The following is a 24,713-nucleotide window of genomic DNA, read 5'->3' as shown; positions in this document are numbered from 1 at the left end:
AGGCACCGGAACCGGCCGGACGCCGTCGCGAGGACGGCCGTCATCAGCGGGATCGCTGCCGTCTCCGCCCGGCCCGCTCCCGTCCGCCGGCCGCGAGCCCGGCCGGCCTCCCGACGGTCCGCGGACGCCGGCTGGCACACGCACACGCGCACCGCACCGCACCGCACCGCACCGTGACCACACGGGACCACCCCAGGACCCCTGACCGCTCCGGATCACCCCGGGACTCCCGGACCGCCTCGGACGCCGGGGACACCGGACCGCCACGGCCCCCGGACCGCCGGGACCCGACCGTTCCCCCTGGTCAGCGACGCCCATTGGTCCTTCTGCTGACGCGATTCGACACCCTTGGTTTGGACAGCACATTGCCCCTATTGGGTAGGGGCGGATTGGATTGCGAAGGTCAAGACGGCGGGGTTACCCCCGCGCCGAGAAGGGGGAGACATACGGCCGCACGTCGGCCCGCCGGGCGAACGGCCGCGCCACGCCCCGCCCCCCACCCCCGCTCACGGCGAAATCGACCCGCACGGCTTCCGGTTCAGAAGCTGGTACATAAGGAACCGAATGACATCCATGCTCGAAGGCTGTACGCCCTGGCCCGAGGAATTCGTCGACTACTACTGGGCGGCCGGCCACTGGCGCGGCAACACGCTGGACAACCTGCTGCGCGGCTGGGCCGTGCAGCACGGACCGCGGACCGCGCTCGCCCACGGCGACACCCGCATCACGTACGCGGCCCTGAACCGCCGCGTGAGCCGGATGGCCGCCGGGTTCCGGCTGCGCGGCCTGCGGCCCGGGCAGCGGGTCGTCGTCCAGCTTCCGGACATCCCCGAGCTCGTCGTCGCCACGTTCGCGCTGATGCGCGCCGGCGCGGTTCCCGTGCTCTGCCCGATCTCGCACCGCGCGCCCGAGGTGTCCCACGTCGTCCAGGTCTCCGAAGCCACCGGCTACATCGGCCCCCCGACGTACCGGGGCTTCGACCACACGGCGATGGCCGCCGACATCGCGGCCCGAGGCCCCTTCCTGCGCCGGGTGTTCACCTTCGAGCCGCCGGGCACCTCGTCCCCGTACGGCGGTTTCACGACCGACACGTCGGGCTGCCACTACTTCCCGCTGAACTCCCTCGACTCCCCGCCCGAGCCGGCGCTCACGCTGAGCGCCGGCCAGGTGGCGCTCTTCCTGCTCTCCGGCGGCGCCGGCGAGCCGCCCAAGCTGGTTCCGCGCACCCACAACGACTACGCCTACCAGGCGCGGGCCGCGGCCGAGCTGGTGTCGCTCACCCAGGACGACGTGTACCTCGCCGCGCTGCCCGCCGACCTCAACCTGGCCTTCGGCGGCCCCGGCATCATCGGCACCCTCACCGTCGGCGGCACCGTCGTCCTGGTCGAGAACCCGGAGCCGGCCGCGTACCTGTCTGCCATCGAGCGGGAGCGGGTCACCGTCGCCTCCCTGACGCCGGCCACCGCCCGGCTCTGGCTCGACGCGAGTCCCGCGGTCCGGGCCGACGTGAGCAGCCTGCGTCTCGCACAGGTCGGCGGTGGCGGCGCGCCCTTGGACCGCGCGACCGCCGAACGGGTGGGATCCGAGTGGGACTGCCGCCTCCAGCAGGCGTTCGGTACGGCCGAGGGTCTGCTCACCCTCACCCGGCCCGGCGATCCGGACGAGACCGTGCTCAGCACGCAGGGCCGTCCGCTCTCCCCCGACGACCAGATCCGCATCGTCGACGCCGACGGCAAGGAGGTCCCCGACGGGGAGCCCGGCGAACTCCTGGCCCGGGGCCCCTACACCGCGCGCGGCTACTACCGGGCGCCCGGCCTCAACGCGCGCTCCTACACCCCCGACGGCTACCTGCGTACGGGCGCCCGCGCACGGCGCACTCCGGGCGGCGACCTGGTGGTGTCCGGCCGCCTCGAAGGCTTCGGTGGGCCGCTCGACCAGGCGGGAGCCCCGTCCGGCCCGTGACGCGGAGGGCCGGCGGCCGGCCCGGCGGGGCGTGGGGCGGCGGCGCGCGGGGCGGGGGGCCTGAGGCGATAGCGGCCCTCCCCGGCGTGCGGGGGGCGCCGCCGTCAGCGTCCAACTGGCGCGGTCCGCCAGTCAGTCCAGGACGCGCGCGAGGTAGGCGTGCATCATCGCGCGGGTTTCGGCGACGATGTCGGGGTCGCCTGCCGGGTCGTTGCGGAAGGCGAGCTGTATCAGGGCGTCGGTGGCCTCGACCGCGACCAGGACGGACCGTTCCAGGGCGGCGTCCGGGGTGAGCGAGAGGTGGGCGCCGAGGAGTTCGGTGAGGCGGACGGCGACCAGGTGGTTGGGGTCGGAGGCGGGCCCCTCCGACGGTGGCGCCGGCACCCCGAAGTCGACGAGGGCGAAGCCGGGCACGCTGCGCTTCATGACCAGGTACTCGTCCAGCACCGCGTCGACGACCGGGCGCCAGTCGGTGTCCGGGAGGTCCGCGAGCCGCTGCTCGATGCCGTCGGCGTAGCGGTCGAGGTTGCGGTGGGCCAGGGCGATGGCCATGGCCCGCTTGTTGCCGAAGAACCGGTAGACCGAGCCGATCGGCACGCCGGCCCGCAGGGCCACGGCCCGGGTGCTGAGGTTCTCGTACCCGGTCTCGTCAAGGAGCTCCGCGCAGGCGTCGAGGATCCGGGCGAGGCGGTCGGCGCTGCGCTGCTGGATCGGCGTCCGGCGCAGGGGGTGGGCTGGGGGCACGGGGTCCATCATGCCGCTCCTGGGTTCACGGGTCGGCGGCGGTACCGGTTCGGGCGTCTCAGTTCAGCAGCAGGCTGAGGCCTCCCACCGTGTACGTGATCATCAGCGCGAGCAGGGGCAGTTGCCCGGCGACGGCTTTCGCGGGCGGGAAGAGGCGTACGGAGCGGTCGTGCGCGGCGATCACGCCGAGGACGTGGCCCGTGACGACGGCGATCACCTGGAGGGCGGCGAGGCCGCCGGGACCCAAGGGAGACAAGGGCTCCGGGGCGTTGTCAGTGCCCCATGCCATGGTTACCGTACGTGGTCCTTCGATTACCAAGAGGGAGAAGTAGTGGGCGACGAGATAGCCGAGGGCGATCGGTACGAGTGAGTGCGCGAAGGCGGTCAGCGGGCCGGGGTGCGGGCCGCAGACGAGGCGGGTGACCGCCGCGCAGAGGCAGTAGAGGGCGGCGACGAGGGCGATGGAGCCGATGAGTCCGAGGGTGGCCGCCGCGGTGCGGCCGAGGGGGGAGGTCTGGATCGCGTTGATCCACGAGGGGTTGTCGGAGAAGCCGTCGTAGGCGGTGGATCCGAGGAGGACGCAGACGGTGGCGACGAGTCCGGGCTGCTCGGGTGTCGCGTCGAGTCCGTGGAAGGGGTTACGGAGAACGAGGCGGCCGTCGCTGCGACGGCCGAGGGGGGAGAGCCGGGCCAGGAGGGCGGAGTACACCTCGAAGGCGTCTCCGTCGGCGAACCAGCGCTCGCCGTAGCGGGCGGCGAGCAGGAGCTGGACGGCGGCGTAGCCGGTCAGGGCGATCAGGAGGGTGGTGGTGGAGGCGGGATCGGGAGAGACGAGTTCGAGCCAGGTGAAGGCGAAGAGCCCGGCGGCGGCCGGCCATTGCCCTAGCCGGGCGGGGAGCGGGCGGTGCGTTCGGGGCTCGGGCTCGGGCTCGGGGCTCGGGGGGTCCGGCACCACGCCCGGGTGCGGTGCCGGGACCCGTGGGCTCCCGGAGGAGCGCGCGGCGCCGGCGGCCGTGGCGCCTGCGGGGCGGGCGGTACGGAGCCTCGCCGACAGTCCGGCGAACAGGCGGTGCAGGGCACGGAGCGGGTTGAGGAGGCGCCAGACGGGACCGAACAGGAGGGAGGCGGGGACGAGGCCGACCCAGAGCAGGACGTAGACGGCACCGGGAGCGGGGTTGCGGGCGGGGTCGTCGGGGCCGAGGAGGAGGTGCAGCAGGACGGCGAGCGCGGCCGCGAGGCCGAGCCCGCGCAGGGCGGTGCGGGTGGCCGGCGCGTCGGCCACCCGCTGGAACCCGGCGGGCAGGGCGAGGCCGGAGCGGTCTCCGCGGAACCGGGAGGCGGACCAGAGGAGGCCCAGTGCGAGGAAGGAGACGAAGAGTGCGGTGAAGGCACCGGCGAAGGCGTAGAAGGGAGAGATCGGCAGATCGTGCTGCGAGCCGATGCCGTGCGCGAGCACGGTGAGCGGATCGGCCGGGTCAAGGACCACACCCCGGCCGGCCCCACCACCGGACACCCCGTACGGAACGGCCGCCAGCCCGAGCCCGCTCACCACCGGACCACCGGAGCCGGGGCCGGAGCCGGGGCCGGGGGCCGGGCCGAGATCAGGGCCGAAGCCTGGGCCGAGGCCGGAGCCGGAGACGGAGCCAGAGACGGAGCCAAGGCTGGGGCCGAGGGCAGGGCCCGGGCCGGAGACAGGGACCCGGCCAGAGGTGCGGTCAGGGGTGCGGTCAGAGGTGCGGTCGGTTCTGGGGGGTGGGGTGGTGGGGTCATCGGACCACTAGTTGGGTCAGGACGAGGTCGGACTCGTGGGTCTCGACCTCGAAGAGGCCCGTGCGGTCGGCCGTCAGGATCAGGGTGGCCTCCTGGCCTGCCGGCAGGGCGAGTTCCTTGTCGATGCCGTGGACGTGCAGGGTGTCCGCACGGTCGCTGGTGACCCGTAGGGCTACGCGTTCGCCGCGCGTCACCTCCACCCGGCCCGGGGCCGGGCTGACCTTGCCGTCCCGCACGGCGATGGTCACCGTGCGGTCGGCCTGCGCCGCCTCCGGGGGTGTGGGAGTCGGTGCGGCCGGGGAGTGGGGGTGGGTGGACGGGCCGGATCCGGCAGCCAGTTGGAGGGAGGCTTCGACCGGCTTGCCCGCCACCGCCCAGGCCGTGTGGTCGTCCGCGTAGAGGCGGACGGTCAGGGTGCGCGCGCCGCCCTCCGGTACCTGCGCGGCGGGCAGGTGGAACCACGGGCCGTACAAGCGGGCCAGTTTGCGGCCGTCCAGTTCCAGGTGTGCGTGGCCGGCGCCCGGGAGGGCGGCGCCGCCGGTGCTGTCGGGGGTGAAGTGGAAGTTCGCCACCGTCAGTTGGAGGTTCCAGCCGTCCTCGGAGTCCGGCCGGGCGGCGAGCCGGACCTCCGGCGCGCCCTCGGCCGGGACCTCGCGGAGCCGGTGGCCCGCGCCGTCGACGGCGGGGAGCAGCGTGCCGACCTTCCCGGAGGCCTGCTCGTGGGTGGTGCCGGGCTTGTGGTGGGTGGTCGCCCGCCCCCCGCAGCCCGTCACCGCGCCGCCGGCCAGGAGCAGGGCCAGGGCGAGCAGCGCCGCCGTCCGGCCCGTCCGGCCCGTCCGGCGGGGCGGCGTACCGCAGACGTCGCTCCAGGTCCGCCGTTCGGGGCGGTCGCCGCCCGGGTGCGCCGTCACGGCCGGCCTCCCCCGGCGCCGCCTTCGGCGCCGCCTTCGCCTTCGGCTTCGGCTTCGGCCTCGGCTTCGGCTTCCGCGCTGCGGGTCGGGGCCGGGCCCGCGGGGACCGGGACCCGGCCGCCGGCCGGGTCGCCGCCCGGGCCTGCCGGGCGGGCCGGGGTGCCGCCCGGGCGGGCGGCGGCGATGACGGCCCAGAGGATCCAGACCACCGCGACGAGGGACCGTATCCAGGCGGGGCTGAGCGGCACCCAGGGGATCATCAGGACGGCCTTGTCGAAGGCGTCGATGAGGGTGAGCGCGCCCAGCAGCAGGGTCAGGCGGGCCAGCCAGGGCCGGGTGGGGCGCAGGGCGAGGCCGGTGCCGGTCCACCACAGGCCGAGGCAGAGCAGGGCCAGTGCCGGGACGAAGGTGCCGACCAGGCCCATCGTGGAGCCGGCCACGTCCAGGGCCAGGCCCGCGAGGCCGAGCAGGGCCGCCACCGTGGCCGTCCGGACGGTGCGCAGGCGGCGCCACCAGAGGAGGCCGCCGACGAGGAGGAGGACCGCCGCGACGGCGAGGGCGAGCTGGGTCTCCACCCGCTGAAGGCCCCGGGATCCGTACCAGTCGCAGCCGGCCGGGAGTTTGCGCGCCTGGACGCTGTAGTCGGCGCAGACGAGGAGCTGGGCCAGCTTCACCGGCTCACCGGCCAGCCGGGCCGAGGCGCCGGAGACCGCACCGCGGCGCTCACCGCACTGCGGGAGCGTGCCCGGGGTGGAGCCGTCCGGGCCCTGCTGCCAGCAGTTGCCACGGCCCTGGCCGTCCCACCACACGTCCATGCCGTTGGGGCGGGAGGCGCCGGACTTGTCCTTGCCCATGACGTTGCCGGCGTAGCGGTTGTGGTGGGAGGTGTCGGTCTGCTTGGACAGCGCCTCCTCGCCGCGGATGAAGGCGGGCACGGCCGAGAGGAAGAAGCCGGCGCGCCGGTGCCCGTACACCCAGTTATTCTCGTACAGGTTCCAGTTGCCGCCGGCGGTGATGATGCCGGTGCCGGGGGGCATGGAGATCTGCGGGCAGACCACTCCCTGCTCGTAGCCGCGCTCGGCGGGCGGTTTGGCGCAGGTCCCGTCCGCGACGTAGCGGTAGTAGTCGGCGTTGTTGTCGTGGATCAGGTTGCGTTCGAAGAAGGCGTGGTTCTGCGGGAGTCCGGGGTGGCCGGGGAAGGCGCTGTCCATCGAGGCGCCGCCCATGTTCTGGTCGAACTCGTTGTCGTGCACCCACACGGAGTCGCCCGCGGTGCCGGAGTAGCCGACCATGTTGTGGTGGCTGCGGCAGCCGGTGATCTCGATGGAGTAGCGGGGGACTTCGTAGCCGCGGTCCTCGTTGATGTCGGAGGCGCTGCCGGGGTAGATGCCGGAGTCGCCGTTGCCGTAGGACTCGCAGTTCTTGTACAGCCCGTGGTCGCTGGCGAAGGTCAGGAAGCCGTACTCGTCGTTCCACCTGGTCAGGACGTCGTCGATGACGAAGCCGTCGATGGCGAGGACGTACAGCGAGTTGAAGGTGGTCCGCTGGGCGGTGAAGTTGCGGAAGTAGATGCCGTCGGACTTGTCCGCGCGGATCGCGTTCAGCTTCTGGTACTTGGCGTCGATGACCACGTCCTGGCGGGAGGCCCCGGTGCCTTCGATCTGGAGGTCGGTCTTGCCGAGGATGGCGACGAGGTTCTGGTTGTGCCGGCAGGCCACCTGCTGCTCGTACGTCAGGATCTGGTAGCCGAGCGAGGAGTTGGGCGCCTTGAGCGAGGCGCACTCCCCGGTCGGCGCGGGGAGCGAGGGCTCCTCCTCGTAGAGGCCGGGGAGGATGGCGATGTTCATGCCCGGGCGGTCCACGGCGTCGACCGCCGCCTGGAGGTCGCGGAAGCCGTTCTTCTCGCAGCGTTCGTAGAGGCCGAGGTTGCGCTGCTTGAGGGCGTCGGGGAAGGCGGATATCCGGCGTTCGAAGGCGGGCCGGTCGGTCTTGCAGACGATCAGGTCGGGCTCGCCCGCGCGGTAGGCGGGTACGGAGCCGGTGCCGTCGGGGAACCCGACGGGGCGTTCCTCGTGCGCGCTCGCGACGGGCGCGGCGACGAGGAGTGACAGAAGCGCTAGGAGGGCGGCGAGGAGCGCCGCCGGCACGGCAGGAAACCTGCGGGTCCACGACATGCGCGTGAGAGTAGAGCAATGTTCACCTTTTGGGATCCCCTCGCGCAGCAATAAGCAAGAGACCTCTGACACGCCTGCCGGCCGACTGACCGGAATCTCCCGTTGACGCGCGACCCCAGGAATCCTACTGTCAGGCATAGGATTCCTTCGGCAGACCGGGAGCGTGCAATGAGCGGCGGCAGCGAGCAGGCCAGGAAGACGGCGGAGGCGCTGGAGTACCTCACCGGCTTCGGCAACGAGCACAGCTCGGAGGCGGTGCCCGGTGCGCTGCCGATCGGGCGGAACTCGCCCCAGCGCTCCCCCCTCGGCCTCTACGCGGAGCAGCTCAGCGGCAGCGCGTTCACCGAACCGCGGTCCCACAACCGCCGCTCCTGGCTCTACCGGATCCGCCCCTCGGCAGCGCACCCGCCCTTCACCCGGACCGGCAACGGCGCCCTGCGCAGCGCGCCCTTCACGGAGGCCCCGGCCGACCCGAACCGGCTCCGCTGGAACCCTCTGCCCGACCCAGCCCCGGGTACCGACTTCCTGGCGGGCCTGTGGACCCTCGGCGGCAACGGCGACGCCACCCAGCGCTCCGGCATGGCCATCCACCTCTACTCCGCGAACGCCTCCATGGCCGACCGGGTGTTCAGCGACTCCGACGGCGAGCTGCTGATCGTCCCCGAGCGCGGCGGCCTGCTCCTGCGCACCGAGTTCGGCCTGCTGAGCGCCCGTCCCGGCGAGATGGCGCTGATCCCGCGCGGGGTCCGCTTCCGCGTGGAGCTCCAGGACGAGACCGCCCGCGGGTACGTCTGCGAGAACTACGGCCGCCCCTTCGAGCTCCCCGACCTGGGCCCCATCGGCGCCAACGGGCTCGCCGCCGCCCGCGATTTCCGCGCGCCGGTGGCCTCGTACGAGGACGGCGAGCGCCCGACCGAGGTCGTCAACAAGTTCTGCGGCAACCTCTGGACGGCCACCTACGACCACTCCCCGCTCGACGTGGTCGCCTGGCACGGCACGCACGTCCCGTACGTCTACGACCTGCGCAGTTTCAACGTCCTGGGCTCCATCAGCTACGACCACCCCGACCCGTCCATCTTCACGGTGCTGACCTCGCCCTCCGACACGGCGGGCCTGGCGGGCGTGGACTTCGTGGTCTTCGCGCCGCGCTGGCTGGTCGGCGAGGACACCTTCCGCCCGCCGTACTTCCACCGGAACGTGATGAGCGAGTACATGGGGCTCATCGACGGCGCCTACGACGCCAAGGCGGAAGGCTTCGTGCCCGGCGGCGGCTCGCTGCACAACATGATGTCCGCGCACGGCCCCGACCGGGAGACCTTCGACCGGGCGAGCGCCGCCGAGCTGAAGCCGCAGAAGATCGACGACGGCCTGGCCTTCATGTTCGAGACCCGCTGGCCGATCACCGCCACCGCCCAGGCGGCCGGCGCGGACCACCTCCAGGGCGGATACGACGACGTCTGGCAGGGGCTCGAGCGCCACTTCCGCGCCTAACATCACGAGCATGCCGCGCGGAGCCGCCGCCGCGCCCACCCCGTCCTACGGAGAACCACCCGTGACCGCCTTCGCCCCCGACTCGCTGGTACTGAACCGGAAGCTGCCGCTCTGGTACCAGGTCTCCCAGTCGCTGCGCGCCTCGATACTCGGGCGCACCGCGGACGCCTCGCTGCGCCTGCCCACCGAGGAGCAGCTCGCCGAGCACTACGGGGTGAGCGTGCTGACCATGCGGCAGGCGCTCAAGGAACTGGAGACCGAGGGCCTCATCAGCCGCCACCGGCGGCGCGGGACCTTCATCGAGCCGACGGCGCTGCGCGGGGCCCCCGTCCGGCTGCTCGGCTCGGTCGACGCGATCGTGGCGCAGCAGTCGGGCGACCGTACGACGATCCTCGGGCACGAGCGCACGGCGGTGTCCGGGGAGCTGCTGGAGCACTTCCCGGACACCGCCGAGGTGGTCACGTACCGCAGGCTGCGGCACGACAGCGAGAGCGGCGAGCCGACCAACTGGGCGGAGAACGCGGTGCGTCCGGAGCTCGCCGACTCCATCGACCTGGCGGATCTGGAGCGTTGGCCGATGACGAAGGTGCTGCGGGACATCGTGAAGGTGGACATCAGCCGGATCACCGACACCGTGGAGGCACGGCTCGCGGACCCGCTCACGGCCGATCTGCTCCAAGTGCCCCTGCTGAGCCCGATCCTGCACTACACGGGCGTCACGTACGACAGCTCCGGCCGGGTGGTGGACGTGGCCCGGATCCGGTACCGCGGGGACCGGTTCTCCTTCACGGTGACCGTCGACGCACACTGACCGCCCCCGCTGCCGACGGTCGGGGGCGGGGGCGGCCGGGGCGGGGGCCCCTACTTCTGGTCGTCCTCCGTTCCGCGCTCGCCCTCCGCCTGGGACGGCGTGGTGCGCTGCGTCTGGGCGTGGCGCAGCTTCTTCTGCTTCTCGTCCAGGTCCTCGTCGAGCCGCTCCCCCTCGGCCTGCGACGGGGTCGAGTACTCGTCGTACTGGCTCATGTCCGCCTCCTGGGTCGCCTGGTTCCGGCCCGGATCCGTCCGGATCCGGGCAGATCCCTACATAGCGAGCCTAACGCTCCGGCCTGGACGCGGCCCGGTCACCGGGTGGCGTCGCTACCATCGGCCGGGTGAGCGCTGACGCATCCCCGCGGGACCCGCTGCTGGACGATCTGATGCCCTGGGCCGTGGGCTCCCTGCGCCTGGGCCGGGCCTGGGTCGCGGCCCCCGATCCGGCGACCCTGCGCGCCCGGTGGGCCGCCCTGGCGGCCGCCGACGGGCCCGAGCGGGAGCGGCTGTTCCGCCCGACCCGGGCGCGGACCCCGGGCGCCGGGGCGGCGGCGCTGCCGGGCCAGCGCGCGGGTTGCACGGCCCGCTTCGCGGACACTCCCGGGCCCCGACCCGACCCCGTGCGGATCCTGCGCGAGCCCTTCGACGAGCAGTGGCTGCTGCCCGACCAGCGGCTCATCGACCTGGCCCGCCCGGAGCTGTGGCGGGTGCTGGACGAGCACCAGCTCTTCGTCGTGGAGCCCGCGTGGCCGGCGGCGCTGCTGGTCACCGCCCACCTCCCGGCCGGCCGGCTCGGCCGGATCCGCCCGCTGCACCGCCGCCCGGGCGGCGCCGAGCCCAATCTCGCCCCCGGGCTGCAGCACCTGCTCGGCGAGCGCTACGGCACCTGGGTCACCCCCGAGGACGTGCTCTGCTGGATCCTCGCCGCCGGCCGCCCCGGCCGCCGGGGGTACGAGGTCCCCCTCACCACCGACGCCACGCGCTGGCGGGCCGGGCTGGAGCTGGGCCACCGGCTGCTCTCCGTCCGGCTGCGCGGGGCCCGCGGCGGCGAGGCACCCCGGCTGCCCGGCGGGCGCCGGCCGTACGTCCGCTCGGCGCTGCCGGCCTGGCCGGGCGAGCTCTCGTACGACCCGGAGAGCGAGACCCTGACCGTCGGCGGCGGCGGCGGGGGCACTGGTGGGGGCGCCGGCACCGTGTCGCCCGTACCGGCCGCGGCGTGGGAGTACGAGGTCCAGGGCGTCCGCGTCCTGGAATCCTGGTTCGCCGCCCGGCTCGCGCACCGGGACCCGGGGGCGGACGGGCTGGACGCGGTGGGGCCGGCCGAGTGGCCGCAGGGCTGGACCTCGGAGCTGCTGGCCCTGGTGACGACCCTGGCGCTGCTGGCCGAACTGGAGCCGGAGCGGGCGGCGTTCGAGGCCGGGCCGGTGCTCGACGCTGCCGAGCTGCGGGCGGCCGGGGTGCTGCCGCCGCCCGTGGGGGCCCGGCGGCCGGCCTCGGTCCTGGATCACCAGGAGGAGGGGCCGGGCGGGCAGTTCGCGCTGCTCTGAGGCGCGGGGGCCTCGGGGCGGGGCGGGGCGGCCCTGCGGGGCGGAGTCCCCTACCCTCCCCCAGACTTCGTCCGGGGGGACCCCCGGTTCCACCGTTCCCCGGGCTCCGCCCGGACCCGGTCCTCAAACGCCGGACGGGCTGAAAGATCCTGGGGCTCCGCCCCAGACCCCGGTCCTCAAACGCCGGACGGCTGGAAGGCGCCGGACGGCTGCACATCACACCGTGGTGTCAGGCCCCCCAGGCGCCCAGCAGGCGCGACACCGACCGGTCGAACACCGCGGCCGGGTCGGTCAGTTCGCCCGGCGCTCCCGGAATGGTCGCCAGGACGCCCGCCAGGAGCGGGTACTCCCCCGTCGCCAGGCGGGAGCCGAGCCAGGCCGCGCGTACGGCCTGTTCTTCGGCCTCGCTCCAGGGGAGTTGACGGGCCCGCTCGGCGAGGGCCAGTTCGCCCGCCACGAAGGTGGCGACCGTGCCGTTGATCGCGGCGATCAGTTCCAGCTTCTCCCCGCCCGGAGCGTCGAGCGGTGCCAGGCACGCCAGGCTGTACTCCAGGTACTCCAGGGCGTTCGGGCCGAAGCCGTAGGCCGGACTCAGCAGCCGGGGCAGCCAGGGGTGCCGGTGCATGATGGCCCGGGTCTGGCGGGCCAGCGCGAGCTGGTCGGCCCGCCAGTCGCCGGCCGGGGGCGTGAGGTCGTACTCCCCGCTGACCGCGTCGACCATCAGCTCGTACAGGTCCTCCTTGCGCGGCACGTAGTTGTAGAGGGACATGGTCCCGGCGCCGATCCCGGCCGCCACCCGCCGCATCGAGACGGCGTCGATCCCCTCCTCGTCGGCGATCCGCACCGCCTCGGCGGCGATCGAGTCGCGGCTGTGGGCGGGCCGGGGGCCGCGGCCGGCCCGCGGCGGGCGGGCCCAGATCACTTCGGGTTCAGCGGAGCGGCCGCTGGGTGTCATCACTCATCACCTCGTCCATCCCCACCATCGTAGTTACGTACGGCGTACGTAGTCAGGTAGGGTGCGCGGTATGACTATTACGTACGCCGTACTTAGTGAAGGTCTGGAGAAGACCTACGGCGAGGTCCACGCCCTGCGCGGTCTCGATCTCGCCGTCCCGGAGGGCACGGTCTGCGGCCTCCTCGGCCCCAACGGCGCGGGCAAGACCACCGCGGTCCGGATCCTCACCACCCTCACCGCACCCACCTCCGGCCGCGCCCTCGTCGCCGGACACGACGTCGCCCGGGACCCGGCCGCCGTCCGCCGCGCCATCGGGGCCACCGGCCAGTACGCCTCGGTCGACGGGGATCTGACCGGGCGCGAGAACCTCCGGCTCTTCGCCCGCCTCGCCGGACTGCGCGGCCGGGCCGCCCGGGACCGCGCCGACGAACTACTCGACGGCTTCGGCCTCGCCGAGGCCGCCGACCGGGTGGCGAGCGCCTGGTCGGGCGGCATGCGCCGGCGGCTCGACCTGGCCGCCGGACTGGTCACCCGGCCCCGCGTGCTGTTCCTCGACGAGCCCACCACCGGCCTCGACCCGGCGGCCCGCGAGCAGATCTGGACGGCCGTACGAGCCCTCGCGCGCGAGGGGACCACCGTGCTGCTCACCACCCAGTACCTGGAAGAGGCCGACCGGCTCGCCGACGACATCGTGGTGGTGGACCACGGCCGGGCCGCCGCCACCGGCACCCCGGCCGACCTCAAGGCCCGGATCGGCGCCTACGCCGAGGTCTGCGTGGCCGGGGCCGAGGCCCTCGCGGGTGCGGCCGCCGTGCTCGACCAGCTGACGGGGGGCCTGCCCGCCCTGGACCGGGAGCGCCTCACCGTCGGCGCCACCGTCCTCGACTCCGGGCTCACGCTGCCGCGGATCATCCGCGCGCTCGACACCGCCGGGATCGCCGTCACGGACGCGAGCCTGCGCCCGCCCACCCTCGACGAGGTGTTCCTGCGCCTCGTCGGAGCCCGCCCCTCCACCGAAATCAAGGAGAACGCCGCGTGAGCACCCTGCTGTCCGACGGCGGCGCCGTCCTCACCCGCCAGCTGCAGAAGGCGGGGCACGCCCCGGCCCTGCTCATCCTCACCCAGACCATGCCGGTCACCATGCTGCTGTTCTTCGGCTACGTCTTCGGCAGCGCGCTCGCCATGCCGGGCTCCGAGTACCGGCAGTTCCTGGTTCCCGGGCTGCTCGCCGCCACCGCCGCGAACGGACTGATGGCCGGCATGTTCACGGCCGCGCAGGACGTGCACCGCGGGGTGACGGACCGTTTCCGGACCCTGCCGATGAGCCGGAGCGCGGTGCCGCTCGGGCAGACGGCGGCGGATCTGGTGACGACCGGCGTCTCGATGGTGCCGCTGATCCTGGTGGGGCTGGCCATGGGCTGGCGGGCGGAGAACGGGCTCCCGGGGGCACTCGGGGCCTTCGGCGTCCTGCTGCTGTTCCGCTTCGCCACCGCATGGGTGGGGACGTACCTCGGCCTGCTGAGCAAGAGCGAGGAGGCGGCGGGGCAGCTCGGCGGCGCCACCTTCATCCTGCCGATGCTCTCCAGCGCGTACCTGCCGACGGCCGGGCTGCCCGGGTGGCTGCGCACGGTCGCCGAGTGGAACCCGATCAGCGCCGTCGCCACCGCCGTGCGCGCACTGTTCGGGAACGCCGGAGGCGAGGCCGCGGCGGGCGCCGCGTGGCCGGTCGCACACCCGGTCGCCGGGGCGCTCCTGTGGTCCCTGGCCCTGCTGGTGCTCTTCGTGCCGGCGGCCACGCGCCGGTTCGCGCGTGGCCTCGGCTGAGCACGAGCCCGCCCCTACGGCACCGGGGAGATCGGCACCTGGACGGTCCGCGGGAACGACGCGGGGCCACCGGCGTCGAGGGCGTCCGCCACGGTCAGCTGGACGTTGGCGGTGAAGCGGCAGCCGATCGAGGCGATGCCGCACACCCGGTAGCGGACCACGACACTCCTCTCGGAGCCGGCGGGCACCGAGCCGACCACCTGCGGCACCGGGCCGATCCGGGTGACCCCGGGGGAGCTCGTGGCCGCGTCGTTCAGGACCACGCCGAAGGCGTCCCCGGGTCCGGTGTTCCGGATCCGGTACTCCACACTCAGCGTCCGGGAGAGGTAGGCGAACGGGCCGCCCCAGAAGGCGCGGTGGGTCACGGCGATCGTGGGCTGGAGGGGGTCCACCGAGCCCATCAGGTTCAGCGTCCACGGCCGGCCGCCGCCGACGCCGATCCCCGTGTTGACGATGCTGAAGGTGCCCGAACCGATGGCCTGGCGGTAGGAGTTGCCCGGCGCGGCGTCGGGAAGGACCGTCCAGGTGCCGGTCCCGGAGACGGTCGTCCCGTTGTAGGACATGCTCGGCGCGGCACAGCTTCCGCTGGTCAGTTCCAGGGTCAGGGTGCCGCGCGCGTTGGACAGCGTGGCCCGTCCGTCGGCGCCCCTCAGCGCCGCCTGGGTACCGCCCACGTTGACCGGGAGGTCGAAGGCGAGCTGGCTGGGCAGCGAGGAGAACTGCCCGGCGGACACCGACTGACTGCCGGTGATGCGCCGGGTCTCGGTGAGCGGTCCGCTCGTACAGTCCGCGGCGAGGCTCGTCACGTTCCCGTTGGCGTTGGAGACGGACACGTTCAGCGGCGTCGGGGCGAGGCCCGCGGCGGGCGCCGGACCGGCCCCCAGCGCGAGCCCGGCGACCAGAGCTATCACCACGACCGCCACCCGCCGGATCGGGGAGCGTGGATCGAGTGCGGTCCGGCGTCTCATGGGCAACCCTTCGGTGCGAGTCGGTGAGCGACCCGCCATACCATACGCAGACAAACCATCAGAAATGTGGGATGTCAGCACCTGGCGTGATGACAGATCCCCCTCGGGGCCGGTAGGCAGACCGTCATGGAACCCGACACACATGCCGCCGACCCCCTCCCCCTCGACGGCATCACCGTCGTCTCCGTCGAGCAGGCCGTCTCCGCGCCCTTCGCCACCCGTCAGCTCGCCGACCTCGGCGCCCGGGTGATCAAGGTGGAGCGGCCCGACGGCGGCGACTTCGCGCGCGGCTACGACACGGCCGCGCACGGTCTGGCCTCGCACTTCGTGTGGGCCAACCGGGGGAAGGAGTCGATCGCCCTCGACCTCAAGGACCCGCGCGGCCGGGAGGTGCTGCACGGACTGCTCGACGGGGCCGACGTGTTCGTGCAGAACCTCGCCCAGGGGGCCGCCGCCCGGCTGGGGCTCGACTCGGCCGCGCTGTGCGCCCGGTACCCCCGGCTGGTCGCCGTGGACGTCTCCGGCTACGGGCCCGAAGGCCCGTACGCCCACAAGCGCGCCTACGACATGCTCGTCCAGTGCGAGGCCGGCCTGGTCTCGGTGACCGGCACCCCGGAACAGCCGGTCAAGGCGGGCATCCCGGCGGCGGACATCGCGGCCGCCATGTACGCCTTCTCGGGCGTGCTCGCGGCGCTGCTGCGGCGCGGGACCACCGGGCGCGGAGGCAGGGTGGAGGTGTCGATGCTCGACGCGCTCGCCGAGTGGATGGGGCATCCGCTGCACCACACCATGCACGGCGGGGAGCAGCCGGTGCGGACCGGCCTCGCGCACGCCGTGATCGCGCCCTACGACGCCTACGCGACGGCGGACGGGGACCGGGTGCTGCTGTCGGTGCAGAACGACCGGGAGTGGCGGCGGCTCGCCGAACAACTGCTGGAGCGGCCCGAGTTGGCCGAGGATCCGGGGTACGCGACGAACGCCGCGCGCACCGCGAACCGGGAGAAGACCGACGCGGTGGTCGCCGAAGCGCTGGGCCGGCTCGGCGCGGACGCGGCGATCGAGCGGCTGGAGGCCGCGGGCATCGCCTGCGCACGGCTGAACTCGGTGGCACAGCTCGCCGCACACCCGCAGCTGGAGGCCCGGGACCGCTGGCGGGAGGTGGGCTCGCCTGCGGGTCCGCTGCGGGCCCTGCTGCCGCCGATCGGGCTGCCCGGCGGCGCGGCACCGCACATGGGTGCGGTGCCCGCGCTCGGCGAGCACACCGAAGCCCTGCTGCACGCCCTGGGGATGACGGGCGAACAGATCACGGCGTTGCGCCGGGACGGTGTGGTTCGCTGACTGGGCAGGGTTGATCAGGCCGGGGACGAAGCGGCGGCGCTGCGGGGACGGAACGGCAGCGGTTACGAACGGCGGCTGCCGAAGAGGGTCCGCCGCAGCCTCCGCAGCGGCGCGAAGAGCGATACGCGCGCGCTCCGGCTCCGCAGCCGGTGCGTGTGGTCGCGCGAGGTGAGCTCACGCATGAGCAGCGTCGCCTCGGCGGTCTCGCGGTGCGGGACGGCGGGACCGCCCAGCACGGCGAGGTGGCGGTCGAGGCGCGAACTGGTCGCACCGCTCCCGCAAGTGATGGCAGGCACGCGAGGCGGCCTGCTGCGCATTGCTATCTGTTCCATGTCTCTCCCCACCCGTACGAGGGCACCCGGCCCACCGGGCAGGGTAACCCTATCGTCCCCACGTCGCGCACGGGTATCCCGGTGGTGTGAATTGCCCGTGTGGCGAGCGGGAGTTGACGATCACTCAGCGGAGTCGATCGTCACTCTCCGCGAAATTCCGCGGGACTCGGGGAACATGGAACCGCATCCGCGCGGACTGCGTGACTCCTGTCGCGACCGGAGCCACGGCGCGCACTCTGCGCTAACTTGGAGTGATCGTCCGGTAACGCTCTTGGGGGCGCGCGTGAATGAGGCTTTCGGTGACTGAGTCCGCGTCGAACGGAGGCGGGGGCGAGGGCGGGGGCAACCGCGTCATCGCCGGACGCTACCGCCTGCTGGGCCCGCTCGGCCGCGGCGGGATGGGCACGGTGTGGCGGGCCCGGGACGAGGTCCTGGGGCGCGAGGTCGCCGTCAAGGAAGTGCGCGCACCGGCCGGGATGGACGAGGCCGAGGTGGCCCGGATGTACCGGCGCCTGGAGCGGGAGGCCTGGGCCGCGGCCCGCGTCTCGCACCGGGGCGTGGTCACCGTCTACGACGTGGCCACGGAGGACGGCCGGCCCTGGATCGTGATGGAGATCGTACGGGGACTCTCGCTCGCGGAGGTCCTGGAGGGCGACGGGCCGCTCACCCCGCAGCGGACCGCGCACATCGGCGAGCAGGTCCTGGCCGCGCTGCGCTCCGCGCACGAGGCGGGGGTGCTGCACCGGGACGTCAAACCGGGCAACGTGCTGATCGCCAACGACGGCCGGGTGGTGCTCGGCGACTTCGGGATCGCGAGCCTGGAGGGCTCCACCGCCATCACCATGACGGGCGAGGTGGTGGGGTCCCCCGAATTCCTTCCGCCGGAGCGGGCGTTGGGGCGCGAGCCGGGTCCCGGCTCGGACCTGTGGGCACTCGGGGTGATGCTGTACCTGGCCGTGGAGGGGGTCTCGCCCTTCCACCGGGAGTCCCCGGTGGCCACGCTGCGGGCGGTGGTGGAGGAGGAGTTCCCGCCGCCGCGGCGGGCCGGGCCGCTGACGCCCGTCCTGGAGGGGCTGCTGGTCAAGGATCCCGAGGAGCGGCTGCCCGCGGCGGAGGCGGCCCGGATGCTGCGCATCATCGGCGCGGGCGGCACCGTACGGGCCTCCGGCGGACCGGTGTCCGGTCCCGTGGCGGGTCCGTCGGCGGGTCAGGCGCCCCGGGAGGACGGCCCGACCTCCGTGGCGCAGCACCGCTACGGCCACCCCACCCCGCCGTTGCCGGCGCCCGCCCCCGGGGCCGGGCCGGCGCGGGCGCTCCCCCCGGAGCCCGAGCGGAACGGGGCCGGGCTGGTGCTGGCCGGCGGGATCGTGGTGCTGCTCGCGGTGGTGGTCCTGCTGGGGTGGCTGCTGCTGAAGGACCGCGACCCGGGCGGGGACGGCGGAGACGGGCCGACGCCCACCCCGACCGTCACGCAGAGCGCTTCCCCTTCCCCGACCCCCTCGCCGAGCGCGTCCCCCTCTCCCTCGGCGTCCCCGTCGCCCTCCCCTTCGGCCACGCCGCCGCCGGGCATCACCGTGTCCGCCGTCCAGGCCGTCCGGGACGCCTATCGCGGCACGTGCCCGGCGCCCGCCGCCGAGGCGCCGGCCTTCACCGCCACCGTCACGGTGGACCGGACCCCGGCGACGGTGGAGTACCGGTGGGCCACGCGCAGCGGGCAGACCTCGGGCCCCGGCTGGAAGACCCTCGCGTACCCGGCGGGCGGACCGGGGAGCGTACGGCTGGACCACACGGAGCTGACGCACTTTCCGGACGCCACCTTCGAGGACGCGGTGCGGCTGGAGGTCCGGGCGCCGGCGGAGGCGGCTTCGGCCTGGCTGGAGTTCTCGGTGACGTGCGAGGAGGAGACCCCGACGGGCGGGGCCTCCTCCCCCGGCACGTCCGGACCGACCGGCTCCCCGTCGCCGAACCCGGGGCCGACGGCCGGTCCGTGACGCCGTCGGCCCTCAGGCCGCGCTGGTGAAGACGGGCAGGTAGCCGCCGGACTGCCCGGCGGCGGTCGGGTGGTAGGACTCGCCGATGTTCAGCCAGTTGACGCTGTGCAGCCACGCACTGCCGGAGCAGATCTCGTGCCCGGTGAAGGCGCCGGCGACCGAGGCGAAGGCGAAGCCGTGGTTGGCGGCGCGTTTGGCGATGGCGGCGTTGAGGTGGTCGGAGGCGCCGTTGATGGCCGTGCGCTCGCCCTCCGTCAGCCCGGCCACGCAGGTGCCGTTCAGCTTGTAGAAGCGGGGGTAGCCGATGACGACCACGCGGGCGCCCGGGGACCGGCTGTGGATGGCGTTGTAGACCTGGTCGAGTTGGCCGGGGAGGGTGGAGTCCACGTACGCCTTGGCCTGGTTGACCCGGCTCACGCAGGTGGCTTCGGACTGGAGCACACAGGTGGTCATGACGTCGGAGAATCCGGCGTCGTTGCCGCCGATGGTGATGCTGACGAGGTCGGTGCCGGCGTTCAACGGTGCGAGCTGGCCGCTCATCACATCACCCGTACGAGCACCCGAGCAGGCGGCGAAGGAGAAGGTCTGGGGGGCGTGTGCGGCGGCCCACAGGGCCGGGTAGGCGCGGGTGGTGCGCTTGCAGTTCCCGCTGGCGCTGTCGTAGTTGCCGGCGCCGACGCCGGAGGAGTACGAGTCACCGAGGGCGACGTAGCCGAAGTCGGCGGCGGCGGCCGCCTGTCCGGCTCCGAACAGGGCTGCGCCCGCGGCGAGTAACAGGGCAGAGGCCAAGGCGGCGAAACGAGGCATTTTCATGCTCATGTGTGCGGCTCCTCGTGGGGGGTTACTCCGGAGTTACTCCTGAGTCCGTGGTACAAGGAGCCGAGGTCCACTGGAAGTGTTCATGCCAAGAATTTTCGGGGCAGACATGCGGCGCGAATCTTCACCCGCACGGCGTTTGAAGAGGGAATCCCGCCACCCGTTCCAGCGAAACACGGGTGCAGGAGGGCAGTTCGTGCCGGATCATGGGCGCCATGCCAGCCAACCCTCAAGACGCGCTGCCGATCCGGCTCAACGTCGACGACAGCGACTCCCCGTCGGACGTCGTCGACGCGCTGTTCCTCGGCCGCTTCGCGTCCGGCGAGCAGCCCCACTCGCACAGCGTGTCGATCGACCGGGTCAAGCCGGGCGCGACCCTGCTGCCGCCCGGGGCCACGGTGTTGCGCTCCGCCCGCGACAGCGACCGCAGCGCGACGCTGGCCGAGGGCGAGGGCTGGACCATGCTCGTCTCCCGCTGGAGCCGGGGTGCGGACGTCACGGTGACGGCGGTCAGCGAGGAACTCGCCGCCGGTGTGCTCGGCGAGGCCACGGAGGGCGTGCAGGACGAGCCCGAACCGCAGCCCACGAGCGTCGCGATGGGGTTCTGGTACGTCTCCCCGCGCCGCGGCCCGTACCGCACGACCCGGCAGATCACGGCCGGCACCTGGGAAGAGGTGCGGCCCAACTACACGGCTCCGGTGGCCGGGGCGATGGACCGGCTGATGAAGGTCACCCCGGACGACATCGCCGGCCGGCTGCTCCTGCTGCACGGCCCTCCCGGCACCGGGAAGACCTCCGCCCTGCGCACGCTCGCCCGGTCCTGGCGGGACTGGTGCCAGGTGGACTGCGTACTGGACCCGGAGCGGCTGTTCAACGACATCGGCTACCTGATGGACATCGCGATCGGGGAGGACGAGGGCACCGCGAAGAGCCGCTGGCGGCTGCTCCTGCTCGAGGACTGCGACGAGTTGATCCGCGGCGAGGCCCGGCACACCGCCGGGCAGGCGCTGTCACGGCTGCTGAACCTCACGGACGGCCTGCTCGGCCAGGGCCGCAACGTCCTGGTGGGGGTCACGACCAACGAGGACCTGGAGCGGCTCCACCCGGCGGTGGTCCGGCCGGGGCGCTGCCTGGCGCGCATCGAGATCGGCAGGCTCACGCACCGCGAGGCGGTGGACTGGCTCGGCACCGACGAGGGCATCTCCCGCGAGGGCGCGACGCTGGCGGAGCTCTACGCACTGCGCCGCGGCGCGTCGGGCCCGGCCGCCCTGCTGCCGCCGCAGGGCCACGACACGGAAGCGGGAATGTACTTGTAGGCGCGGTCGCGCACGCGTGGGTGCGGCACGCGCGGGCGCGGCGGAGCGGCCCGCGGATCCCGCCGAGCGGGGCGCGCGCGGGTCCGGCGCGCCCGGCGACGACAATGAGGGGCGCGGCCGGAGGCCCCCACCGGCCGTGTGCACCTCCGGGGGACCGACGAACAGGAGAACGCACCGTGCTCGAACCGGCGCAGGAGAACCCCTTCCCCGACAGCCACGTCCTCGGCGAGGGCCCCGAGCCGCACCCGCAACTCCAGCCGGTGCTCGGCCTCATCGGACGCTGGCACGGCCGGGGCAGCGGCGAGTACCCGACCCTGGAGCACGGGTTCCGGTACGAGCAGGAGATCACCTTCAGCCACGACGGCCGGCCCTTCCTCCGCTACGAGTCCCGCGCCTGGCTGATCGACGACTCCGGCACGGCGCTGCGCCCCGCGGGGCGGGAGACGGGGTGGTGGCGCATCCTCCCGGACGCCTCGGTCGAGGTCACCCTCGCCCACCCGACGGGCATCGTCGAGACGTACACCGGCCAGGTCTCCGGTACGGAGATCGAGATGGCCACCGACACCGTGGGGCTGACCCCGCGGGCCAAGGAGGTCACCGGGATGCGGCGCCGGTACGCGCTCCAGGACGGCGAGCTGACGATCGTGCAGGAGATGGCCGCGGTGGGACAGCCCATGACGCACCACCTCCAGGCCCGGCTGAGCCCGCGCAAGGACTGACCGGCGGGGGCGCCGTCCGGCGGTGCGGCCGCCCGGGCACGGCGGCCCGAACGCGCACGGCGGGCACGGCGGGCACGGCGCGCACGGCGCGCACGCCCGGGAGTCAGTCCGCGTACCGCGCGCGCAGCGCGTCCAGCGCCGCCGCGGTCGCCTCGTCGAAGGTCAGGCCCAGTCGCCGGGCCCGCTCCGCGTAGGCCTGCGCGGCGGTGGCCGCCTCCCGGGCGGGCCCGTCGCCGGCCGCCGCCACGAAGCTGCCGGCCCGGCCGCGCGTCTCGATCACCCCGTCCGACTCCAGCGCCCGGTACGCCTTCGCGACGGTGTTCGCCGCCAGCCCCAGTTCCTCCGCGAGCCCGCGGACCGTCGGCAGTTTGAACCCGGCGGGCAGCCGGCCCGCCCGCGCCCCGCCGGCGATCTGGGCGCGCAGTTGCTCGTACGGGGCGGCGGCGCCCGCCGCGCCGTCGATGCGGATCTTCAGGTGCGGAGAAGTCGAGGTCACGCGGCCGATTGTCCCCCATCCGCCGGGAAATTCGCAGGCGCGTGGCCCCCTTCCGCCCTTACCGTCGCCCACGTGATCACCACCATCCGGGACCTGCGCCCGAACGACCCGGACGACGCCGAGTCCGTCGTGCGGGTGCGCCGCGCCGCCCTCCCCTTCATGATCGGCACCGCCCGCGGGGTGGCCTTCGAACTGGCCTCCGCCCACCCCGGCAAGCGCTACCGCCTCCTCGTCGCCGAGAACGGCGACGGCCTCGTCGTCGGCACCGCCCAGGTCGGCATCGTCTACGACAGCCCCGAGCCCGGCCAGGGGTTCGTCAACGCCTACGTGGACCCCGCCCACCGCGGCCTCGGTGCCGGGGCCGCCCTGCTGGGCGCGGCCGAGGAGCATCTGGGCGCCGAGCGCGCGAAGGACGCGTACGCCTGGGTCCTCGACGAGCCGCCGCACCGCGCCTTCGCGGAGCGGCACGGCTACCGCGCCTCCCGCTCCGCGCACTTCCTGCGCCTCGACCTCACCACGGCCGCGCTGCCCGCCCTCCCCGGAAACCTGCCGGCCGGCGCCGAACTGCGCGCCGGCTCCGCTTTCGCCGCCGATCCGCGGCCGCTCTTCGAAGCCGACGCGGCGGCGAGCTCCGACGAACCGGGCGACGTGTCCCAGGACTTCGACGACTACGAGGACTGGCTGCGGCACACCTGGAACCACCCCTACCTCGATCTGGACCTCACCACCGTGGTCCTGGTCGACGGCGCGGTGGCCGCCTTCACTGCCGTCCACACCGACGGCGCCACCCGCTACTCCTCCGCGATGACGGGCACCCTGCGCGCGTTCCGCGGCCAGGGACTGGCCCGGCTCGCCAAGACCGACTCGCTGCTGCGGGCCCGCGCGGCGGGCTACACGGAGGCGTTCACCGGCAACGACACCGGCAACGCCCCGATGCTCGCGATCAACACCCGCTTCGGGTACGAGGTCTGCGCGACCGAGACCCGCTTCGCCAAGCGCCTTCCCACATCGGATAGTTGAACGATAACGAGAGAACTGGAGAGGCTCCGATGACCGCGCAGCTGACCGTCACCCTCACCAAGGCGGGCCGCACGAAGATCCGTTACCCGGCCGAGCTGGTGGCCGACACGGGCACCCGGATCACCGTACGCGCCCCCTGGGCGGCCCCCGGGGTACGGGACTTCGGCTTCGTCCGCTTCGAGCCGGGCGACGTGTTCACCGAGCACTTCTGGCGCGACCGCTGCTGGTACGCCGTGAAGGAGGTGCGGACGGGCGAGGGCGTCCTCAAGGGCTGGTACTGCGACGTCACCCGCCCGGCGTCGGTGCGGGACGGGGTGATCCTGATCGAGGACCTGGACCTGGACCTGTGGGTGTCGGCCGACGGGAGCGCGGTGCTCCGCCTCGACGAGGACGAGTTCGCCGAGAGCGGCCTCGCCGCCACCGACCCCGAAGCGGCCGCCGAGGCGGTACGGGCCCTCGACGCCCTGGACGGCCAGGCCCGCTCGGCGGCCGGACTGGTCGCGCTGCTGGCCTGATCCGCGGACTGTCAAGCCCCGAAATGCAGGGGCGTGCGCCGCCCGGCACGGGCGCGGCCTACTGGAACCGGGTGCCGTGGGCGCCCGGGACCGAGGGAAGCAGCCCGGTGGGGACGGGCACGTACGGCAGGAGTCGGCCATGGCGATGGTAGGGCTGTTCTGGATCACCGAGGACGCGGTGTACGTGGGGTCTCCGCCGAACGCGGAGGGCCACTGCGTCCGCCTCACCTCCGAAGGCGTGCGGGCGCACGGCCCGGACGGCGTCCGGTCGTGGCCGTGGCCGAGCCTGCGATCGGCGGTCGTGGAGGCCGTGCCCGTGCGGAACACGGCGAAGCGCGCGGGCCGCGTCCTGGCCGCGGTGCTGGAAGCGGTGCTGACCATGGAGACGAGCTGCGGACACGAGGAACCGCCACAGATGCTCCTGGCCCTCGCGACGGAGGACGGCACGGAGGAGCTGCGGGTGCCGGCGGCGACCTCGGGTTACACCTCCCGGGAGATCGCCCTGTCCCAGCGCCTGCTGGCGCGCTACCGGGAGGGCACGTCCGACCCCCGGAGCCTCACGGCGTGGAGCCGGGACCACCTCGGTGCCTCACCGGCACCACCCGAGCGCGAAGCCCTCCTGCGGGAGTGGGCGGACGCATGAGGTGCGGGGGCCAGGGGTCCGCGGCGCCGCTTCCTGAGGCCCTTCTTACCCCTGCCTTAAGTGGAACCTAAGGATCGGCTCCTGGGCCCCCGAGCCGGTGGAACGGCGGCCGCGGGCGGTTAGTTTGGCTGGGCCAGGGAGGGCCGGAGGCGGCGCCGCGAACCCGTGAGGGGCGGCGCCGCACAGCCCCGGTCTTCCGGCGCACCCACGACTCGCGCAGCCCTGTGCCGTGCCCAGAGGAGATCCACCAGTGCGACACGAAGTCGCTCCACCCAAGCGGACGACCTGCACGAGGAAGGAACTGAATACGTAGGCCGTCCCAGACCAGTGTCCAAGGTCTGTCCCCACGCTCGCATGCGTCGCTGGCAACG

23 protein-coding genes are annotated in these 24,713 nt (G+C 73.8%); 13 read left to right on the top strand and 10 right to left on the bottom strand.

Going from position 1 to position 24,713, the window contains the following annotated elements; all coding sequences use genetic code 11:
* The first annotated feature begins 564 nt into the window (after window positions 1–564).
* Complete coding sequence (locus AC061S_RS39120) at window positions 565–1,962, top strand: AMP-binding protein (protein WP_478690629.1); 1,398 nt, start codon at window positions 565–567, stop codon at window positions 1,960–1,962.
* 132 nt (window positions 1,963–2,094) lie between these two features.
* Here AC061S_RS39120 and AC061S_RS39115 read toward each other — a convergent pair whose 3' ends face one another.
* The 4 genes from AC061S_RS39115 to AC061S_RS39100 form a co-directional block, all read right to left on the bottom strand.
* Window positions 2,095–2,715, bottom strand: a complete 621-nt coding sequence (locus AC061S_RS39115) for a TetR/AcrR family transcriptional regulator (RefSeq protein WP_478690637.1) — start codon at window positions 2,713–2,715, stop codon at window positions 2,095–2,097.
* 49 nt (window positions 2,716–2,764) lie between these two features.
* A complete protein-coding gene (locus AC061S_RS39110) occupies window positions 2,765–4,192 on the bottom strand; it encodes a hypothetical protein (protein ID WP_478690636.1) in 1,428 nt (475 codons plus the stop codon).
* A 280-nt stretch (window positions 4,193–4,472) separates the two neighbouring features.
* Window positions 4,473–5,285, bottom strand: coding sequence for a cupredoxin domain-containing protein (locus AC061S_RS39105; RefSeq protein WP_478690635.1), 813 nt, complete (start codon window positions 5,283–5,285; stop codon window positions 4,473–4,475).
* A 98-nt stretch (window positions 5,286–5,383) separates the two neighbouring features.
* Window positions 5,384–7,561 (bottom strand): right-handed parallel beta-helix repeat-containing protein, encoded by a 2,178-nt coding sequence (locus AC061S_RS39100; protein ID WP_478690628.1) that lies wholly within the window; start codon window positions 7,559–7,561, stop codon window positions 5,384–5,386.
* A 168-nt stretch (window positions 7,562–7,729) separates the two neighbouring features.
* On the opposite strand from AC061S_RS39100, the gene hmgA reads away from it, so the two are divergent.
* Window positions 7,730–9,052, top strand: coding sequence for a homogentisate 1,2-dioxygenase (gene hmgA / locus AC061S_RS39095; protein WP_478690627.1), 1,323 nt, complete (start codon window positions 7,730–7,732; stop codon window positions 9,050–9,052).
* A 10-nt stretch (window positions 9,053–9,062) separates the two neighbouring features.
* Window positions 9,063–9,863, top strand: coding sequence for a GntR family transcriptional regulator (locus AC061S_RS39090; protein WP_478690626.1), 801 nt, complete (start codon window positions 9,063–9,065; stop codon window positions 9,861–9,863).
* Between the two features lie 50 nt (window positions 9,864–9,913).
* Here the strand turns inward: AC061S_RS39090 and AC061S_RS39085 are convergent, their stop codons facing one another.
* Complete coding sequence (locus AC061S_RS39085) at window positions 9,914–10,075, bottom strand: hypothetical protein (protein ID WP_250740294.1); 162 nt, start codon at window positions 10,073–10,075, stop codon at window positions 9,914–9,916.
* Between the two features lie 173 nt (window positions 10,076–10,248).
* Between AC061S_RS39085 and AC061S_RS39080 the strand changes: the two genes are divergently transcribed.
* Complete coding sequence (locus AC061S_RS39080; protein ID WP_478690634.1) at window positions 10,249–11,409, top strand: type ISP restriction/modification enzyme; 1,161 nt, start codon at window positions 10,249–10,251, stop codon at window positions 11,407–11,409.
* Between the two features lie 229 nt (window positions 11,410–11,638).
* Here the strand turns inward: AC061S_RS39080 and AC061S_RS39075 are convergent, their stop codons facing one another.
* Window positions 11,639–12,364: a TetR/AcrR family transcriptional regulator gene (locus AC061S_RS39075; RefSeq protein ID WP_478690625.1), complete on the bottom strand. Its 726-nt coding sequence runs from the start codon at window positions 12,362–12,364 to the stop codon at window positions 11,639–11,641.
* A 70-nt stretch (window positions 12,365–12,434) separates the two neighbouring features.
* On the opposite strand from AC061S_RS39075, the gene AC061S_RS39070 reads away from it, so the two are divergent.
* Complete coding sequence (locus AC061S_RS39070) at window positions 12,435–13,403, top strand: ATP-binding cassette domain-containing protein (protein WP_478690624.1); 969 nt, start codon at window positions 12,435–12,437, stop codon at window positions 13,401–13,403.
* Window positions 13,400–14,188: an ABC transporter permease gene (locus AC061S_RS39065; protein WP_478690623.1), complete on the top strand. Its 789-nt coding sequence runs from the start codon at window positions 13,400–13,402 to the stop codon at window positions 14,186–14,188. The genes AC061S_RS39070 and AC061S_RS39065 overlap by 4 nt, the downstream gene beginning before the upstream one ends.
* 14 nt (window positions 14,189–14,202) lie before the next feature.
* Here the strand turns inward: AC061S_RS39065 and AC061S_RS39060 are convergent, their stop codons facing one another.
* Window positions 14,203–15,156, bottom strand: coding sequence for a hypothetical protein (locus AC061S_RS39060; RefSeq protein WP_478690622.1), 954 nt, complete (start codon window positions 15,154–15,156; stop codon window positions 14,203–14,205).
* Between the two features lie 126 nt (window positions 15,157–15,282).
* Here AC061S_RS39060 and AC061S_RS39055 point away from each other — a divergent pair, with 126 nt between their 5' ends.
* Complete coding sequence (locus tag AC061S_RS39055; protein ID WP_478690621.1) at window positions 15,283–16,494, top strand: CaiB/BaiF CoA transferase family protein; 1,212 nt, start codon at window positions 15,283–15,285, stop codon at window positions 16,492–16,494.
* Window positions 16,495–16,556: 62 nt separating this feature from the next.
* Here the strand turns inward: AC061S_RS39055 and AC061S_RS39050 are convergent, their stop codons facing one another.
* Entirely contained in the window at window positions 16,557–16,826 is a 270-nt protein-coding gene (locus AC061S_RS39050) for a hypothetical protein (protein ID WP_030720225.1), read from the bottom strand.
* Between the two features lie 287 nt (window positions 16,827–17,113).
* Between AC061S_RS39050 and AC061S_RS39045 the strand changes: the two genes are divergently transcribed.
* Window positions 17,114–18,817, top strand: coding sequence for a serine/threonine-protein kinase (locus AC061S_RS39045; protein WP_478690620.1), 1,704 nt, complete (start codon window positions 17,114–17,116; stop codon window positions 18,815–18,817).
* 12 nt (window positions 18,818–18,829) lie between these two features.
* Here the strand turns inward: AC061S_RS39045 and AC061S_RS39040 are convergent, their stop codons facing one another.
* Window positions 18,830–19,630 (bottom strand): SGNH/GDSL hydrolase family protein, encoded by an 801-nt coding sequence (locus tag AC061S_RS39040; protein ID WP_478690633.1) that lies wholly within the window; start codon window positions 19,628–19,630, stop codon window positions 18,830–18,832.
* Between the two features lie 218 nt (window positions 19,631–19,848).
* On the opposite strand from AC061S_RS39040, the gene AC061S_RS39035 reads away from it, so the two are divergent.
* Window positions 19,849–20,949 carry a DUF5925 domain-containing protein gene (locus AC061S_RS39035; RefSeq protein WP_478690619.1) on the top strand — a complete coding sequence of 367 codons (1,101 nt, stop codon included), beginning with the start codon at window positions 19,849–19,851 and terminating at the stop codon, window positions 20,947–20,949.
* 176 nt (window positions 20,950–21,125) lie between these two features.
* Window positions 21,126–21,668 carry a heme-binding beta-barrel domain-containing protein gene (locus AC061S_RS39030; RefSeq protein WP_478690618.1) on the top strand — a complete coding sequence of 181 codons (543 nt, stop codon included), beginning with the start codon at window positions 21,126–21,128 and terminating at the stop codon, window positions 21,666–21,668.
* Window positions 21,669–21,771: 103 nt separating this feature from the next.
* Here AC061S_RS39030 and AC061S_RS39025 read toward each other — a convergent pair whose 3' ends face one another.
* Window positions 21,772–22,164 (bottom strand): GntR family transcriptional regulator, encoded by a 393-nt coding sequence (locus AC061S_RS39025; RefSeq protein WP_243340918.1) that lies wholly within the window; start codon window positions 22,162–22,164, stop codon window positions 21,772–21,774.
* A 72-nt stretch (window positions 22,165–22,236) separates the two neighbouring features.
* On the opposite strand from AC061S_RS39025, the gene AC061S_RS39020 reads away from it, so the two are divergent.
* From AC061S_RS39020 to AC061S_RS39010, 3 genes are all read left to right on the top strand, one after another.
* Window positions 22,237–23,184 carry an N-acetyltransferase family protein gene (locus AC061S_RS39020; protein ID WP_478690617.1) on the top strand — a complete coding sequence of 316 codons (948 nt, stop codon included), beginning with the start codon at window positions 22,237–22,239 and terminating at the stop codon, window positions 23,182–23,184.
* A gap of 29 nt (window positions 23,185–23,213) precedes the next feature.
* Window positions 23,214–23,699 carry a ribonuclease FAU-1 family protein gene (locus AC061S_RS39015; protein WP_478690616.1) on the top strand — a complete coding sequence of 162 codons (486 nt, stop codon included), beginning with the start codon at window positions 23,214–23,216 and terminating at the stop codon, window positions 23,697–23,699.
* A 139-nt stretch (window positions 23,700–23,838) separates the two neighbouring features.
* Window positions 23,839–24,342, top strand: a complete 504-nt coding sequence (locus AC061S_RS39010; RefSeq protein ID WP_478690615.1) for a hypothetical protein — start codon at window positions 23,839–23,841, stop codon at window positions 24,340–24,342.
* Window positions 24,343–24,713 lie beyond the last annotated feature (371 nt).

It is taken from the genome of Streptomyces sp. CA189, assembly GCF_056428985.1.
This window is presented reverse-complemented; position numbering and strand designations above follow the sequence as displayed.